This is a genomic window from Methanobrevibacter sp. 87.7 (genome assembly GCF_002208625.1).
GTDB lineage: Archaea > Methanobacteriota > Methanobacteria > Methanobacteriales > Methanobacteriaceae > Methanarmilla.
The window spans coordinates 1-16948 of record NZ_MRCT01000019.1 but is presented as its reverse complement, the minus strand read 5'-3'; the positions used below and the strand labels follow the sequence as shown (position 1 = coordinate 16948).

The window sequence follows — 16948 nt, the reverse complement described above, 5'->3', positions numbered from 1 at the left end:
AATTAAAGAAATGATAAAAAATCATTTAATAATCAAAAAAAGAAGAATAAAGTATTGAAATTTAAATTAGATAAATAATAAAAATTTAAAAATGATATAAATATTTAAAAAATTAGATATATAGTAATCTTTATTAAGATAAATAAAAATATATATAAGTATAAAATAAATTAATATGTTTTGTAAAAGATTTATAAGTATAATTTTAAATATTGTAATTATAAATTTTTACAGAATAAATACTTCTTATTGATCAATTAGAGGTGAGACATATGGAAAAATCAAATATTATTATTTCAATTATTATAGTTATATGTATTGCTGCTGGAGTAACTGCATATGGTTTAACTAGCGATGATAATGGTATTTTTAAAAGTCTCCAAGGTATAGGTACTAATACTCACGGAACAGGAACTGGAATAGGAAATAACACTACAATCACTAATGATAACAATGGAAATGGAGGTTCTGAAGGAGTATCACCATATGGTACTGGTGATAGTCCATACGGAGGTAGTTTCTATTATAATAGTGCTAACTCTGGTGGTATATCTGATAGTGGTTCTCAAACTCAACAAAATAACCCAACACCTTCAAATAGTAACAACGATAATACACAACCAAGTGATTCAGGCCAATTACCTGCAGATTATAATGATGTTGCATATATTATAACAACAGATAATGAAGATGGAACTTACACCATTACATATTATAATAGATATAATGATAACATCGGATACCATACATTTGGACCTGGATTTGATGAAGGTGGAGGAGGAGCTCCAATAGGTAATTACACACCATATACTGATGGAAGTTAAAGAGAATAAAGAGTATTTTTATACTATTTATTCTTAATTTTTTTAAAATATAATAAAAAAGAAAATATTTATATACTAGAAAAAACTAATACTTTATTGTTATGATATATGGGCCAGTAGCCTAGTAGGATAGGGCGTCGGACTTCTAATCCGAAGATCCCGGGTTCAAATCCCGGCTGGTCCGTAGAAATAATACTGCTTTTTTTAATGATTTTTATTACAATATTAACTTTATACAAATATTTTATAATATGGGCTTGTAGCCTAGCTGGATAGGGCGTTAGACTCCTAATCTAAAGATCGCGGGTTCAAATCCCGCCAAGTCCGTTACTTAAGATTTTAAATATTATTTAAATTAAATGATAAATATGGCAAAAGATATCTGTGAAATTAAAAGTTTAAGAGAAGATGTTATTGAAGAAGTTTATAAAGAAATGTTAGATAATGAAGCTTATGAAAACACAGCTAATTTATTTAAATTACTTGGAGATTATAATAGATTAAGAATAATTAATGCTCTTAAAATTAATGAATTATGTGTATGTGAATTATCTATTCTTTTAGACATGAGCCAATCTAGTATTTCACATCAACTTAGAATATTAAGAGATCATAATATTGTTAAAAGTAGAAAAGAAAATAAAAAAGTATTTTATAGTTTAAATAATAGTAATATTTTTAAATTAATCCAAAAAGGTATTGAACTAGAATAAATTATTATATTTACCTTAAAAATTAATAATAATTTTTTACTTTAAATTAATATATAGATTTTTATAATTTAAAAAACAAGTTCTACAATTAAAAAAAAAAGAATTAATATACATAAACTATTTTTATTAAGTATTTAAAAAAGTTAGATAATTTAATTAAAATTATCTAAAGTTACTACACTATTTTTAGAATTATCCTCTTTTAATTTTTTATCAAAAGAGATTTCACCATATTTACCTCCACCACCTGGAGTAATATGTACTGTTTTATTTCTAAATGCAGAAATTCCTTTAGCAATTTGAGGATCAATATTTTCAATCTCAGATATAGGTACATTAATAAGAATTTCAATTTCTGGACCAAATTTATCAATTAATAATTGCCATTTATTTTGAACTGTTTTTGTTGTAACCCCTTTATCATATATTTTAGAAATTATTTCTGCAAGAGGCATAGTATGAATATAAGGTGGTCTAAAATCAGGACTATGAGGTTCATCATAATCACTTATTTCAATAATTCTATAATCAACTCCTTTTTTAATTCTACCTCCACAGTAAGGACATTTCATATTATTATCATAAGCAATTGAGGGATTAATTAATTTATAACATTTAGTACATGCAGTCATGTGATATTTTCCTAAATTAGGATACAAACCATAATTTGCTTTAATATCATTATGTTTTAATGCATATTTTAAGGAAGAAAATGAAATATCTTTAACATTAATTTGATTAAACTCACGACCTAATCTATGTGGCCATGGAGAATGTGCATCAGAATTTGACAAAAATGGAATATCTTTAAGTTCTTTAATAGTATCTGCCATATCCGTATCAGCAGATAAACCAAGTTCTAAAAAATCAACTTTTCCACCATAACAATCATAAATACTATCATAAGATTTATACATTCCTGTCCAAGGAGTAAAAGCATGAGCAGGACCAATCAAACAATCATATTCTTTTACCATATCATAAATTTCTGCACCAGACATCTTTGTCCTAGGTCTACCATCAGAATATTTATTTTTTGATACTAACTTATCTGAAAGTTCACGTGCAGTTTCAATATTTGGAAGAAAAATTAAATGATGAATTTTCTTTTCTGCTTCAACTTCTACTGTTAATAAAAAATCACAATCTTTATGTGAATATATTCCATCACCAACATACTTAGTAGACTCCTCAATAATCTTTAACCATTTTGGGTGGAATGCATCACCAGTCCCTACAAGTTGAAGTCCTTTCTCTTTAGCTTTTGGAGCAATATTTTTTATTAACATATCCTTAGAAGTTGCCATTGAAAAACAACTATGAACATGTAAATCAGTATTAATTAACATAAATAAAAATTAGATTATCTTAATATATTAAATTATAGATTAAAAAAATAAAATAAAACTATAAGAAAATAATAAAAAAACTTAAAAAAATAAATCTATAAAAAAATTAAAAAATAGAAAAAATAATTGAAATTATCCAATATATCTTAAATCATCATCTTGTTGAGGCATATTACGATTTAATAATTCTTGTTCTCTTTGTTGAGCTTTAGATAATATTTGTCTTGTTTCTTCAGCTCTTTCTTCAAGTTTATCTGTATTAACCTCAATTTTTAATAAAGCAGATAATTTATTTAATATTTCTTCTGCAGCTTCTGGATCAATGAAATATCCTGGAGTTGCACCCATTAAACAAGCTCCAGACATACCTCTAAGTTTACCTAAACCTAAAAATAATCCTGAAGCTCCAATAATTCCACCATCAGCAGATCTAATTTCAACTTCAACATCTTTTAAAGTATTAATTTTATCTTCATCAGTTGCTGCACCATAAACAATAGGTTCATCAACTGGTTGACCTGTAGCTAAGCCACCTAAAGTAAATAATTCATTTACGCCATATTCTTCAATAAAATCAAGTAAATCATTACAAATAGCATATTGTCCTTCTGGAGAAACTCCTTGAGTATTACCTACAAGAATAATGAAATCTCTTTCTTCTTCACCCTGGTTTTTTAAATAATATAATTCATTAACCATATTTTCAATTAAACCATCTTCACCAATATAAACTTGTGGTGGGAAGTAAGGAGAATAAACTTCTGCAAATTTAGTAGCATCTAACTCATCAATTAAATGATCTGCAGCTAATTTTCCAACATGTCCAATACCAGGAAGAGCTTCAATAAATATAGGATTATCTAAAGATACATCTTCTAAAACTTTAATTTGAGTTTTTATCATTTTCAATCCTCACTTTAGATTGTTCTTTTAATTTCCTACGATATTTACCATATTTATCTTCAATTGAATATTTTGGAGGATAAATAACATTTAAATCTCCACCACATTTGGGACATTTCTCTTGAAGAGTGTAAATATTACATGATTTGCATTTATGCATTTTCATTTTCATAGTATCACAAAAATATTTTACACAATTTTAGATTATGTATAAAAATTATAAGCATATCATTAAAAAATCTTTTTAAAATAAATTAAAAAATAAAGAAAAAAAGTAATAATATAAAAAATTTTAGATAAATTTAATTAAAAATTCTAAAATAATAATAAATTTTATAATTATAAATTTAACTAAAAAAAATTTAATCTAAAATTTTAAATTAATAATAAATCTTTGTAATTATAATTTAAAAAGATGAATTCTACTTATAATACCATGTAAAAAAATAATTAGAGATAAAAAATTTAAAAATCTAATTATCCTCTAATTCACGTAAAAATTCACCATTTCCATTAGAATCTTCAATAATTTTTATAGCTCTATCTGCAGCTTTTTGAAGTTCTTTTTCAGCTACCCTATAATCTGAAGAGGTAACAGTAATACGATACCTTGGAGCACCAACAGATTGTACTTTAACTTCATCTTCAGTATCATTATTTTCAGCAGCTTTTAAAGCTTTAATAACAATATCTACCCCATCAGGATCAAAAGTTTGAATATCAACGTATCCACTAATATGAACCTCTGGAGGTGTGATATTTCTTTCAGCAACTTTAGTAATTGCTTCAGCCCATTCTTTATCAATACCTTCATCAATTAAAGATTGAGCTCCTTCATCAGCAGCTGTTTCATAAGCACCATAAATATCTCCAAAGATATCCATTAATTCATAACCAACTTCTTTATAAGCAGTGTTTAAATTTTTATTTAATGATTTAGCAGATAATTCTAAAAATTTTTCAGCTTTTTGTTCTATTTTCCATTGCTGAATTTTTTTAGTTCTTTGGTCTTCTCTGATTCTTTTTAAGGAAGCATCAACATGACCTTTTTTAGGATTAACTCTAATACAACGAGCTACAATTTTTTGATTTTCTCTAACATGGTCACGGATGTTTTTAACCCAACCAGAAGAAACTTCACTAATATGAATAAATGCTTCTTTACCATGATATTCTTCTAATTTAGCAAAACAACCATATGGAAGAACTTTATATACTGTAGCAACAAGAAGTTCACCTTCTTCAGGCCATTTAGCATTTTTTCTTACTATAAAAACACCTCCAATATTTTTAGGTTCTTAATTTTTATTATAATTCAAGAAATTAAAAATAGAAATAATAAAAATTAAAAAATTAAAAAAATATTTAATTTAAAACTTCATCAATATGAGCCATAATTTTAGCTTTAGATCCACGGGATTTAACAATAGTTTTACCGCAGATAATACATTTTACATCAGAAGCAGCACGATCAAATACAATTTGTTCATTACCACAATCTAAACATTTAACTTTTAAAAAATTTCCTCTACCTTTACTAGCCATATTAAACACCTATTGACTTACAAATTCAGGTTTACCTGTTCTGAATGCTTTCCTGATATGTGATTTTCCACATTCTTTACATTTGTATCTTAAATCTAATTTTTTAACTGGTTTACTTCCACTAGGTAATGGTCTTGGATAACCTCTGTATCCTGCAGTTACACGTCTGAACTGTCTTTGTCCCCATTTTAATTCACTAGCTTTTCGTTTTTTAGAAGTACGTACTTCATGAATAGTGTGTTTTTTACAATATGGACAGTAAGTCCTTTTTTCTTTTGGTATTTTCATTTAATCACCTTTAATAAAAAATTATCAACTAAACAAGAACTTTTTGCGTATCCCAATAGCCGATAGCATCTAAATAATATAAATTCGAACTAAACAAGAACTTTTTGCGTATCCCTTCAGCAAAGAATAAAAATCATAAAATAATAAATTAAATCTAAAAATAGATTAAGTAAGAATAATTAAGATTTTAAATATATCATAGATACATTATATTATATTTATTTAATAAGTATTTAAAATTAACTATAAAAATAGAAATTTAAATTATTAAAAAATAATTTATTAAAACTAAATTTTAACAAGTCTTCCTTTTCTACATCTAATAATAACATTAGCATTTGCTTTAGGTAAAATAACAAGATCTTGTGATTTAAAAGGACCATAAACTTTTTCATCAATCCCCATAATTTCATTAAAATCTTTAAATATTAAAACTAAAACATTTTCTTCGAGACTTTTATTTTTAAGTTTAGAATCTAAAAAATCTTCTTCTTTTAAATCAACAAACTGGTTATTTACTGATTTTCTAATATCATCTAATTCATTAAATTCATCAGGTTTTATAGATTCATCTTTAGAAATAATATTAGATTCATTATTTTTTAAATTATTAATATTAGAATTAATAATCTGTTTTTCAATAGGTTCTCTTTTTTCATCAGTTATAATTTTTGCATTAGCAATCTGACTTAACCTATTAGTTACCTGATTATCTTCTTCATCAGAAGATTCTTCATCACCAATATCTTTATTATAAACAGTATTTGATTCTTCATCTTTATTTTGATTATTTAGATTATCAAGAGATATATTATTTCTATGAATTTTAAAACTATCCATTAATGAATAATATAATTTTTCCTCTTCATCAGTTAAATTAAGAGGAGTAGTATCAACTAAATCAAATTTAGGTTTACCTTTAAAAAGATGATAAGACCTATGAATATTCATTAATGCTGCTTCAGCAATTTTATGTTCTCTTCTTTCACATATTTCTGTTGCAATTCTTTGAGTATCTTTAAGAAGATAGCTTTCATTAGAAAACGGATCATCACTAATATTATCTTTAAGTTCATTTATATAAGAATAGATAAGACTATAAAAATCATTATCTACTTTAGCTAATGAACTATTAGCTCTCTCCTTTTTTTGGATTTTACGTAATTCTTGAAAAAATTTATCCACTATAACATCTCACAGAAATATAAGCTTAAAATATAGTTTAAAATAAGTAAAATAAAATTTTAGGAAACTGATTATTCATCAGTTTCAATACGTGGTGCAAGTAAGAAACTAAGTTCTCCTTCTCCAGAAACCATGTTAAGTGAAAGTTTTAAAGGCATATCATTACCTAAATAAATTTTTGCAACATCTGAAAATTTATCTGCCTTAAGCATTTCTCTAATTTTTTCTAAAGAGAAGATAGATTTAACTTCTTCATCTATTTTTTCACCATGTACATATTCAATATTTGCATCACCGAATTCTCCTTCAGCAGCAGCTTTAAATACTTCACTATTAACACTTAATATGATTTTATCAGAGAAAATGTCAATATCATTAATTGAATCTTTTAAAAGTGCAAAAGGAACTTCAAATTCAGTTGGGTATTCTAATGGAGGTGGAGTTGGAGAATCATATTCCATATCAATAAGACGTATTTTAAATCTTCTTTTAGCTTCACCTTCAAAGGTAATTATTAAATTACCTTCATCTAAAGATAAAGTAACTTTATCATTAGATTTAGAACGTTTTAAAACTTTCATCAATTCATCAGTGTCAATATTGATTTTTTCAGGTTCATCACAAATATATTCATCAAATAAACTTGCTTTTAACTCTAAATGTACAAAAGTTATGTGACTTCTGTCTAGAGCATCTAATCGGACACCTTCACTATCAGTTTGTAATTGAACTTCATCAACAATTGATGAAATTGCATCAAAACTTGTTTTTAAAATATTAGGGTCGCTTAATTCGGCTTTAAACATGTAATCCTCTCAATAAATAATAATAATTTTTAATAAATAATTAAAAAGATTATATTATATTTTTAGTAATCATCATTAATAAATATTATATAAATAAATTAAATTTTATAAATATCTTAAAAAATTTTATAAAATTAAACAAAACTATAAAATAAAATTATAAAAAAAAGCAAAATAAAACTATTTAAATTCTAAAATTTAAAATACAAAAATAAAATAAATTTAAAAAAAAAGATAAAAAGAATAATTAATTATTAATTAAATTTAATCTTCTTCATTATCTTTAGAACTAGAATCATCTTTTTTAGAATCTTCTTTTGTAATTGAAGTGTTTACAGTTATTTTAAAATCATCTGAACTTTTAGCAACTTTTTCATCAAATGATTTTTTAGTAAGATTATAATTTTCTTCATTATTTTCTAAAGCAAAACTTTTATCTTCTAAATCATCTTCTTCATTATCTTTAATATCATTTTCAATAGAAGAAAATCTTTTTAAGAAGTTATCAACATTTTCATTATCATCATTTGAATCTAAACTTTTAATTTTATTAATAGTTACATTTGAACTTCCAAAAGATAATATTTGCATAAATGAGAAAACAAAACAGATAAAACCAACTATAAATAATAAAAATGCAAGACCAGTAGATTCACCTGATGCAACACTATCAACAACTCTAGCAGATCGTCTAAATACTAAGAAAAATCCTAAGAATATTGTAATAATACCTACAATTATTCCAGCAATTGGGAAAGGACCTATTTTATCTTTTCTAAAATGAATTCCAGATTTTTCAGAACTTTCATCATCAATTGATTTTAAACCTAACTTATCTAATTCTGAATCAATAATTTCATTATCCTCTAAATCATCATCAATTGATTTTTCAGTATTATCATCTAAATCATCAGAATTTTCTTCAGGTTTAGAATCTTCTCTATTAATTTCATCTAAATTATCAATAAACACATCATCAACATTGTTTAAAATATTACCTTCAAATGATGAGTCTTCATTTTCAGTTTCTGAAGAATCAATTTTATCATTATCTTCTTTAATTTCAATTTTATCAAAACTCAATTTATCTTCATCTTCATTAGATTTATCTTTTCCAAGAATAATAGATTTAGAAACATCTAAAGAATCATCTTTTAAATCTTTATTATCTACAGACCTTTTAATACTAACATTTTTAAAAGGTTTTATAGGTTCTTTAGTTTCTATATAATCATTTTCTTCAGTATCATCTTCTAAATTTTTATTAACTTTATTAAAAATGTTAACAATAGATGATTTATCTTCTTTATGTTTATATTCATTAAGATTATTTGAATTTAAATTATCTGAAGATTTAAAAACTTTATGTTTTTCATTGTTAGAATCATCTTGTGAAGTTTTTTTAACAGTTTTCATAATCTTTTTAAGATTATTTATTGAATCTTCATATGATTCATCTTTAGAATTTTTCATATTAAATCCTCATTAATTAGAATAATTAATCATATTCTCTCCAAGAATGTTTACATTTTACACAAGTAAATATTCTTGTAGGTGCTTCATCTGCACTACGAGTTTGAAGTAATTTGAAATAAGCTTTATTATGACCACATTCTGGACATAAAACATTGGTAGTTGGACGAACGTCAAGATCACTACCTAAATCTACAACATTATCTTTAGAGTTGATTTTTTCACTTACTTTATATTCATCTTTATTACTAGATACATCTTTTTCATATCCACATGTACCGCATTTAAGTTTACCATTATTAGGTAATAACATTCCACCACATTCTGGACAAAATTCCATAAATAATCCTCCAATTAATAATTAAATGAAAAAATAAATAATTTAAATTAAATAAATTTAAAAATTTAAATTTTCTTTTCTTCTTTTAATATATTGTAAATATCATTTAGAATTTCCTTATGATCAAAAGCTAAATCAATATTTTTAACACTTTCAAAATTAAAAATGTCAATATCTTTTGCATCGTCATCTGCTTTCCTATCATCAAAATTACCTTTAGCTAAAAAGGCAACAGTAACAGTATGACCTCTAGGATCCCTATCAAGTTTGGAATAAACACCAACAAGTTTTTCTAAATTTACATCAATACTTGTTTCTTCTTTAGCTTCCCTAACAGCTGCATGTTCAACTGTTTCACCATATTCTACAAAACCACCAGGAAATGCCCAAGCATCTTTATATGGATCATTTTTACGTTTAATTAATAAAAAATTGTTTTTATCATCATAAATAAAAATATCCACAGTTAATGATGGGTTTCTATGATAAGACATTTAATCACCACCACATTATTTTATAAAAATTTAATAAATTTATAACTAATATTTATTAAATAAAGAATAAAGTTTAAAGATTAAATTTGTTCAACTAAAGATTTGAATTCTTGAGTTTGATCTTTAAGTGTTTCAGCTGCTTTTTTAAGTGAATTTCTAGCAACTTTTTTCTGTTTAGTTTTAATAGTCATAATAGGTTCACCAATTAATGGGTGATCTATTGCATAAACAGCATACTGAACATCATCATCTTCCATAAGAATTTTTCTTATAACATTACAAAGAGCATGATCTTCACCATGAAGAACAATTTCCAATTCTAATTTTTTATCAGTTAATACTTCAATTTCCATTTTTACCATCCTAAGAAATTTAATAAAATAATGAATCAAGAATTATAAATAATTAATATAAATATTTTGAAGACATTTTACGTTTTTGTTTTTTACCACATTTTTCACAAATTAAGTCGTTTCTTTTACTACTAGGTTTAAGATAAGAACGACAACGAACACATATAGCTTTAATTACACCATCAGATTCATCTTCAGTATTTAAATCCACATTATCCCCAGTAATACGAGAAACTTTACCTTTAATAAAATCTCCAATTCCAAATGCATCAGATAAACAATCCAAATATTCATTTTCAACTTGAGATATGTGAATTGAAGCTGAATAAGGAAGAGCAAGTTTTCTATCTTCATCAACCTTACTTATTATATCCACTATAGCCCTTTGACTTCGTAAATCTGCAATTTGACCATAAACTTCATCACCAGGCTTTAAAAGTATAGGTGTTCCAGTAAGTGGAGAAACAGAAACAGTTCTGTTTTTCAAATCTAAATTTGCATTACCTAAAATAGAAGACTTAATATTACCATTATCATCATAGGTTCCTTCGCCAGGTAAATATTGTTCTACAATTCCTAAATAATCTCCAGGCATTACTAAATCTCCTGATTTTATTTTCATTTATACACCTCTAAATAAGTAGGAAATTTAAAAAATAAATATTACAATAAATAATTTCTTTACTTTAAATATGTATTTATAAATTTTTTATAATATAAACTTAATTAAATATTTAATAAAATAAATTATAATTATAATAATTTTTACTTAAAATTAAAAAAATTATAACTTAAATTATTATTATAAATTTTTAAAAATCAAATATTATAAATTCTAATTAAAGAAATAAACAAGTATATTTAATTATATAACTAATTAAAATAATTTAAAATTAAATTAATTAATTTTTATATCTTTCATGAAAAAGAATTTCATCTAATTCATAATTTTCCCATTTTCTTTTATTTAAAACAATTTCAAGTTCTTTAGGAGTTATAAGAGGTTTTTTATACATTGCAGAGTCATCAATAGCAATTCTTGGACATGCTGTAACTACAAAACCTTCTAACTCCATATATGGAAGTAAAATTTCAGGACTTATTTTATCAACTAAAATAATATAAGCTTCCATATTTTCATCATTAAGACTTTTTTTAATTTCTTTTGCAAGACCCATCCTATATTGTCCTTCTTTAGAAGATACAAGAATTCCCCATTTTTTAACAGATTTTGCTTTAACAATTCTTGCAAAACGAACTCTTAAAATCCTATCTGCATAATCAGAAATTTCTTTTGCTTCACCATTATAAGGATCTACTGCAATTACAGGAGCTTTAGTAAATAAATGTATTCCTACAGGATGGAATTTTCCACTACCAATGAAAAGATAAATTTCTGCATCAAGATTTTTAATTGATGAAAAATTACATCCTAAAACTTGTCCTTTAGTAGTACCTTTAGAAGATGAACCAATAACAATTTCTTTACCATTATCTTCAAGATAATCTTTAATTTCACCTAAAAGATGTAAATGTTGAGTAGTAGTAGCAAGTGCAATTTTACTATAATCTTCTAATAAGTCTAATGCTTTATCAAGAGATTTTTTAAGATTTATTGAAGAATATGCTTCAATAAACATTACTGGAACTCTATATTTTAATGGAAGAGGAGTATGAGCATAATGAACAATCATATCAACTATACCTTCCATTTTTTTATCACATACATCACATGCCCCAAAACAAGGATCTCCAGAAATAATAACAGTAGCATCTGTTTCTTCTTCTATTTGACGAGCAATACTAACAACTTGCATTTTTAATCCTTCTGGAAATTGTAAACCAACATTAGTATATCCTTTTTTATTAATATGATTAATGACTTTTTCAACTTCCATATTATACATTGACATAATATCAAACTAAAAATAACTATTTAAAATAATAAATCTAAATAATTTAAAAAAATTAATCTGCAATAGTTGAATCAATTACAACTTTACCATTTTCAATATGTAATTTTACAATAGAATCTATTTTATGATGTGTTTCTTTCTCAACTATACTTCTACCATTACCTTTATCTAATACTGCAATAATAGTAACAATATCTACACCAATTTTTTCAAGAGCTTTAATAGTACTAATTAAGGTTCCACCAGTACTTACTACATCATCAATTAATAAAATTTTATCTCCTTTACGTAAATCATTAATATATAAATCAGATTCACCATAACCAGTAGTTTTATGAATAGCAACTTCACCATTTAAACCATAATGTCTTTTTCTAATTATAACAAAAGGAATGCCAGTTTCAATAGATAATGCAGTAGCTAAAGGGATACCCATAGCTTCAATACCTACAATTTTATCAACATTAATATTAAAATTTTTTTTAACAACTTCAGAAATTTCAATTAAAACTTCAGGTTTCATAGTTGGAATTCCATCACTAACAGGATGAACAAAATAATCATAATCCCCTTTTTTAACAACAGGTGCCTCAACTAAAGATTTTTTTAATTCTTCAAGCATATCTCTCACTTACTTATAAAATTTTAAAAAAATAATAAAAATAAAGTACAATTTAAATACTACTAAAATTTTAAGAAAAAACAAATAAAGTACAATTTAAATAGTACATAAATAATATAATAATAAATAAATTTTTAAATTATATTTTATATAATTATTTGTATTATTGATTTTATATTAATAAACTTATCAGAATAATTAAAAATTACATATCTTAAACTATTATTAAATTAATTATAGATTTATAAAAAGTCAAAATATTAATATAAACAAATTATTAGAAAAATTAAAAGCTGGTTAATAATATGTTAGGAAATCTAGGAGAAAGCCTAAGTAACAGTATTAAAAAATTAGCAGGAATGACTGTAATAGATAAAAAAACAGTAAAAGAAGTTGTAAAAGACATACAACGTGCATTAATTCAATCAGATGTAAATGTTAAATTAGTATTTAAATTATCTAAAAAGATTGAAGATAGAGCATTAAATGAAAAACCACCTAAAGGAATTACTGCTAGAGAATATGTTATAACAATCATATATGAAGAAATGGTTAATTTACTTGGTTCTGAAGCTGCTAAACTTGAAATTACAGATAAACCATTTAAAATATTATTCTTAGGATTACAAGGTAGTGGTAAAACAACTACCATTGGTAAATTATGTAAATATTTAATTAAAAAAGGATATAATCCAGCTGTAGTATGTACAGATACATGGAGACCAGCAGCATATGAACAATTAAAACAGTTAACTACTGAATTAGATATTTCATTATATGGTGATCCTGAAAATAAAGATGCATTAGATCTTGCAGAAAAAGGTCTTAAAAAATTCAAAAATCAAAGAATTATAATTTTTGATACTGCAGGAAGACATAAACAAGAATCTGATTTAATTGAAGAAATGAATAGATTAGATAAAATAATCAACCCAACTGAATCTATTCTTGTAATTGATGGTACTATTGGACAAATTGCTGGTGAACAAGCAAAAGCATTTTCTGAAGCAACTGATATTGGTTCTATAATCATATCAAAACTAGATGGTTCTGGAAAAGGAGGAGGTGCACTTTCTGCAGTTGCAGAAACTGGAGCTCCAATCAAATTCATTGGTACTGGAGAAAAAATTGATGACTTTGAAGTATTTGACCCTGAAAGATTTATTTCAAGATTACTTGGAATGGGAGATATTCAATCACTTATTGAAAAAGCAGAAGAAAACATTGATGAAGATATTGCTCAAAAAACTATGAACAATATGATGAGTGGTAAATTCACACTTGTAGATATGCAAAATCAATTTGAAATGATGAATAAAATGGGTCCAATGCAACAAGTTATGAATATGATTCCAGGTCTAGGTAATAAAATACCTAAAGAATATACAAAAATGACAGAAGATAAAATAAACACGTATAAAATTATTATGTCATCAATGACCCAAGAAGAAATGGAAAATCCAAGAATCATTAAACAATCACGTATTCGGAGAATTTCAAGAGGAGCTGGTGTTGAAGAAAAAGATATTAAAGAACTTCTTAAATATTATAACAACAGTAAAAAAGCAATGAAAGGAATTGGAAAACGTGGTGGATTTGGTGGAGGAAACATGAATCGTTTAATGAATCAATTTGGTAGAAGAAGATAATCTACTAAATTATTCATTTTAAATAAATAATTAATTTAAATTCTTAATTAAAAACTATTATTTTTAAATAAAGATTTTATATTTTAATTAAAAAATTAAAAGAAAATCTATTATTATACTTATTTTTAAAACTTTAAAAGTAGATACTATGGATGAGGAATTATTAAAAAAAGCAGAAGAAATAATTGAATACACAGATAACACAATTTGTAATCATTGTTTAGGACGTAAGTTTTCTAACGAAATAAAAGGATTAACAAACAAAGAACGTGGAGAACTTATAAGAAAAGAATTATCAATAGAAAATCCAAATGAAAAATGTTTTATCTGTGATAATATATTTGATAAAATAAATGAGGATTTATATAAAAGAATAAATCAAAAAATTCAATTCATAAATTTAGAATTTGATAACTTTTTAGTAGGTTCAAAAGTTCCAAAAGAAATCTTAAAAAAAGATGAAGAATTTAATGAAAAATTTAATATTGATACAGAAAATATTAAAAAAGAAATTAATAGAACTATTGGATTAGAATTAGAAAAAATAGGTAAAATTGTAGAATTTGATCATAATGAAATAGTTATTGAATTAAATTTTAAAAACAATGAACCTACTGTATATATTCAAATTAATCCACTATTTATAGAAGGAACATATAATAAATATAAAAGAGGAATTCCTCAAACTAAATGGCCATGTAGAGAATGCCATGGAAAAGGCTGTGAGTATTGTAACTATACTGGTAAAATGTATCCTGAATCTGTTGAAGAACTTATGTCTGAAGTAGTTCTTAAAGAAACCCAAGGAAGATATTGTAAATTCCATGGTGCAGGAAGAGAAGATATTGATGTCTTAATGTTAGGTGATGGTAGACCATTTGTTCTTGAAGTTATTGAACCTAAAATTAGAAAATTAGATCTTAATAAATTAGAAAAAGAAATTAATGAACATGCTAATGGTAAAACAAAATATAATCACTTAAAATATTGTAAAAGAAATCGTAAAAGTGAAATAAAAGTATCATCTCCAGATGCATACAAAGTTTATGAAGCAATTGTTAATTGTGAAAATGAAGTTACAGATAAAGATTTAGAAATTTTACAAAATTTAGATTTAATTAAACAAAGAACTCCAATAAGAGTAGCTCATAGACGAGCAGATAAAATTAGAGAAAAAAGAGTCTTAGGTTTAAGTTGTGAAATTATTAGTCCTAAACAATTTAAAATGAAGATTAAAACAGAAGGTGGATTGTATATTAAAGAATTAATCTCTTCAGATGAAGGAAGAAGCAATCCAAGTGTTACTGGACTTCTTAATAATCAATGTATTTGTAGTCAATTAGATGTTATTGAAGTAAGTAAAAAATAAAAAATATAGAAAAATTAATAAGAAAAATACTATAAAACTAAAAGTATATTAATAGCTTTAAAGTAATAAATTAATATTATTAATTAATGGAAATTATATTTCTAAAAAATCATAGAATTTAAGAATTAATCTTATTATTGAAATTTTATGAAATTTATCCATTTTATTATTAAACTTTTAAAACTATGTTTTTATAAAAAATTACAATTTACAAATTATTTTTTTCTTAATGTAAATTTATAAAGATTATTCATTAAAAATGAAAGTTTATAAAAACATTATTCATATTAAATTAATTATATAGAGGTTATAAAAATGCAAAGATCAAGAGGATTTAAAAGTAGATCAAGAAAAAAATTGACTAAAAAATCACGTGAAGGTCGTTCTAACCCTATTACTAACAAACTTCAAACTTTCGAAAATGGAGATTTAGTTCATATTATTATTGACCCTAGTATTCACAGAGGTCAACCACATTCTAGATTCCATGGAAAAACTGGAGAAATTATTGGTAAAAAAGGACAAGCTTACATTGTAAGTTTAAAAGACGGTAACAAAAGTAAAGAATTAATCGTTAGGCCAGACCATTTAAAAATACAAGAGTGAATATAAATGATAGGTAAAAAAACAGTTAGCAAAGAGCCAATACCTGCAGCTAAAGTAAAAAGAATTCTAGAAGAATTTAGTGAAAAAAAAGACCTTAGTTATGAACAAAATATTACATTAAATCATGTTCTTACTTTCAATAAACTTTCTGAAGAAGATACAGATAAAATGATAGAAGAACTTGAAGAAAAACTTCCAAAAAAATATGCAGTTCGTGTAGCTGATTTATTACCTAGAGATTTATCTGATATGAGATTAATATTCGCTAAAGAGAGAATTTCTCTCAGTAAAGAGGATATGGAAGACATTCTCGAAATAATAGATAAATATGTAGTAGATGACGAAGAATAGTTATTTTTTACTACAATTATCTTTTTTATAAAATAATTATTCAATACTAATTTTATATATTTTAATTTTTGCTTATTTTAATTGTATATTCTATATTTTACTTCTAATTTTAATTTAACTTTAAAAATTATATTTAAATACTATAATTTTATTAAATAAATA

General features: G+C 24.5%; 21 protein-coding genes and 2 tRNA genes. 8 read left to right on the top strand and 15 right to left on the bottom strand.

Features of this window, described 5'->3' with window-relative positions; genetic code table 11:
- Positions 1 to 272: 272 nt before the first annotated feature.
- The 4 genes from BGI41_RS01870 (at position 273) to BGI41_RS01855 (ending at position 1537) form a co-directional block, all read left to right on the top strand.
- The gene (locus tag BGI41_RS01870; protein WP_088538550.1) at positions 273 to 824 is read left to right on the top strand and encodes a hypothetical protein; all 552 of its coding nucleotides are present in this window, start codon (positions 273 to 275) and stop codon (positions 822 to 824) included.
- 110 nt (positions 825 to 934) lie between these two features.
- Positions 935 to 1008 (top strand) — tRNA-Arg (locus tag BGI41_RS01865).
- 69 nt (positions 1009 to 1077) lie between these two features.
- Positions 1078 to 1151, top strand: a tRNA-Arg gene (locus BGI41_RS01860).
- 41 nt (positions 1152 to 1192) lie between these two features.
- Positions 1193 to 1537 carry a helix-turn-helix transcriptional regulator gene (locus BGI41_RS01855; protein ID WP_088538549.1) on the top strand — a complete coding sequence of 115 codons (345 nt, stop codon included), beginning with the start codon at positions 1193 to 1195 and terminating at the stop codon, positions 1535 to 1537.
- 152 nt (positions 1538 to 1689) lie between these two features.
- Here the strand turns inward: BGI41_RS01855 and BGI41_RS01850 are convergent, their stop codons facing one another.
- From BGI41_RS01850 to hpt, 15 genes are all read right to left on the bottom strand, one after another.
- Positions 1690 to 2886: a TIGR00375 family protein gene (locus BGI41_RS01850; RefSeq protein WP_088538548.1), complete on the bottom strand. Its 1197-nt coding sequence runs from the start codon at positions 2884 to 2886 to the stop codon at positions 1690 to 1692.
- Positions 2887 to 3018: 132 nt separating this feature from the next.
- Positions 3019 to 3789 (bottom strand): proteasome assembly chaperone family protein, encoded by a 771-nt coding sequence (locus tag BGI41_RS01845; protein WP_088538547.1) that lies wholly within the window; start codon positions 3787 to 3789, stop codon positions 3019 to 3021.
- Complete coding sequence (locus BGI41_RS01840) at positions 3770 to 3961, bottom strand: RNA-protein complex protein Nop10 (protein ID WP_088538546.1); 192 nt, start codon at positions 3959 to 3961, stop codon at positions 3770 to 3772. Before BGI41_RS01840 ends, BGI41_RS01845 begins: the two co-directional genes overlap by 20 nt.
- Before the next feature lie 301 nt (positions 3962 to 4262).
- On the bottom strand, positions 4263 to 5060 hold the full coding sequence (locus BGI41_RS01835) for a translation initiation factor IF-2 subunit alpha (RefSeq protein ID WP_088538545.1): 798 nt from the start codon (positions 5058 to 5060) through the stop codon (positions 4263 to 4265).
- A gap of 94 nt (positions 5061 to 5154) precedes the next feature.
- Entirely contained in the window at positions 5155 to 5334 is a 180-nt protein-coding gene (locus tag BGI41_RS01830; RefSeq protein WP_042707223.1) for a 30S ribosomal protein S27e, read from the bottom strand.
- Positions 5335 to 5343: 9 nt separating this feature from the next.
- A complete protein-coding gene (locus tag BGI41_RS01825) occupies positions 5344 to 5622 on the bottom strand; it encodes a 50S ribosomal protein L44e (protein WP_016359201.1) in 279 nt (92 codons plus the stop codon).
- A gap of 288 nt (positions 5623 to 5910) precedes the next feature.
- Positions 5911 to 6807 (bottom strand): hypothetical protein, encoded by an 897-nt coding sequence (locus tag BGI41_RS01820; RefSeq protein WP_088538544.1) that lies wholly within the window; start codon positions 6805 to 6807, stop codon positions 5911 to 5913.
- Between the two features lie 71 nt (positions 6808 to 6878).
- Complete coding sequence (pcn, locus tag BGI41_RS01815; protein WP_088538543.1) at positions 6879 to 7613, bottom strand: proliferating cell nuclear antigen (pcna); 735 nt, start codon at positions 7611 to 7613, stop codon at positions 6879 to 6881.
- Positions 7614 to 7877: 264 nt separating this feature from the next.
- The gene (locus BGI41_RS01810) at positions 7878 to 9086 is read right to left on the bottom strand and encodes a hypothetical protein (RefSeq protein ID WP_088538542.1); all 1209 of its coding nucleotides are present in this window, start codon (positions 9084 to 9086) and stop codon (positions 7878 to 7880) included.
- 25 nt (positions 9087 to 9111) lie between these two features.
- Positions 9112 to 9426 carry a transcription factor S gene (locus BGI41_RS01805; protein WP_088538541.1) on the bottom strand — a complete coding sequence of 105 codons (315 nt, stop codon included), beginning with the start codon at positions 9424 to 9426 and terminating at the stop codon, positions 9112 to 9114.
- A gap of 65 nt (positions 9427 to 9491) precedes the next feature.
- Complete coding sequence (locus BGI41_RS01800; RefSeq protein WP_088538540.1) at positions 9492 to 9920, bottom strand: NUDIX hydrolase; 429 nt, start codon at positions 9918 to 9920, stop codon at positions 9492 to 9494.
- 80 nt (positions 9921 to 10000) lie between these two features.
- The gene (locus BGI41_RS01795) at positions 10001 to 10273 is read right to left on the bottom strand and encodes a DNA-directed RNA polymerase subunit L (RefSeq protein ID WP_369829827.1); all 273 of its coding nucleotides are present in this window, start codon (positions 10271 to 10273) and stop codon (positions 10001 to 10003) included.
- Positions 10274 to 10325: 52 nt separating this feature from the next.
- The gene (locus BGI41_RS01790; protein ID WP_088538538.1) at positions 10326 to 10895 is read right to left on the bottom strand and encodes an exosome complex RNA-binding protein Csl4; all 570 of its coding nucleotides are present in this window, start codon (positions 10893 to 10895) and stop codon (positions 10326 to 10328) included.
- Positions 10896 to 11175: 280 nt separating this feature from the next.
- Positions 11176 to 12186 (bottom strand): diphthamide biosynthesis enzyme Dph2, encoded by a 1011-nt coding sequence (dph2, locus tag BGI41_RS01785; RefSeq protein WP_088538537.1) that lies wholly within the window; start codon positions 12184 to 12186, stop codon positions 11176 to 11178.
- A gap of 55 nt (positions 12187 to 12241) precedes the next feature.
- Positions 12242 to 12811 (bottom strand): hypoxanthine/guanine phosphoribosyltransferase, encoded by a 570-nt coding sequence (gene hpt / locus BGI41_RS01780; RefSeq protein WP_088538536.1) that lies wholly within the window; start codon positions 12809 to 12811, stop codon positions 12242 to 12244.
- Between the two features lie 305 nt (positions 12812 to 13116).
- Between hpt and BGI41_RS01775 the strand changes: the two genes are divergently transcribed.
- The 4 genes from BGI41_RS01775 to BGI41_RS01760 all read left to right on the top strand — a co-directional run bounded on the left by BGI41_RS01775 (position 13117) and on the right by BGI41_RS01760 (position 16786).
- The gene (locus BGI41_RS01775) at positions 13117 to 14460 is read left to right on the top strand and encodes a signal recognition particle protein Srp54 (RefSeq protein WP_088538535.1); all 1344 of its coding nucleotides are present in this window, start codon (positions 13117 to 13119) and stop codon (positions 14458 to 14460) included.
- A gap of 148 nt (positions 14461 to 14608) precedes the next feature.
- Positions 14609 to 15829, top strand: a complete 1221-nt coding sequence (locus BGI41_RS01770; RefSeq protein WP_088538534.1) for a tRNA pseudouridine(54/55) synthase Pus10 — start codon at positions 14609 to 14611, stop codon at positions 15827 to 15829.
- A 315-nt stretch (positions 15830 to 16144) separates the two neighbouring features.
- Positions 16145 to 16435: a 50S ribosomal protein L21e gene (locus tag BGI41_RS01765; protein WP_088538533.1), complete on the top strand. Its 291-nt coding sequence runs from the start codon at positions 16145 to 16147 to the stop codon at positions 16433 to 16435.
- A gap of 6 nt (positions 16436 to 16441) precedes the next feature.
- The gene (locus tag BGI41_RS01760; RefSeq protein ID WP_088538532.1) at positions 16442 to 16786 is read left to right on the top strand and encodes an RNA polymerase Rpb4 family protein; all 345 of its coding nucleotides are present in this window, start codon (positions 16442 to 16444) and stop codon (positions 16784 to 16786) included.
- Positions 16787 to 16948: the final 162 nt, after the last annotated feature.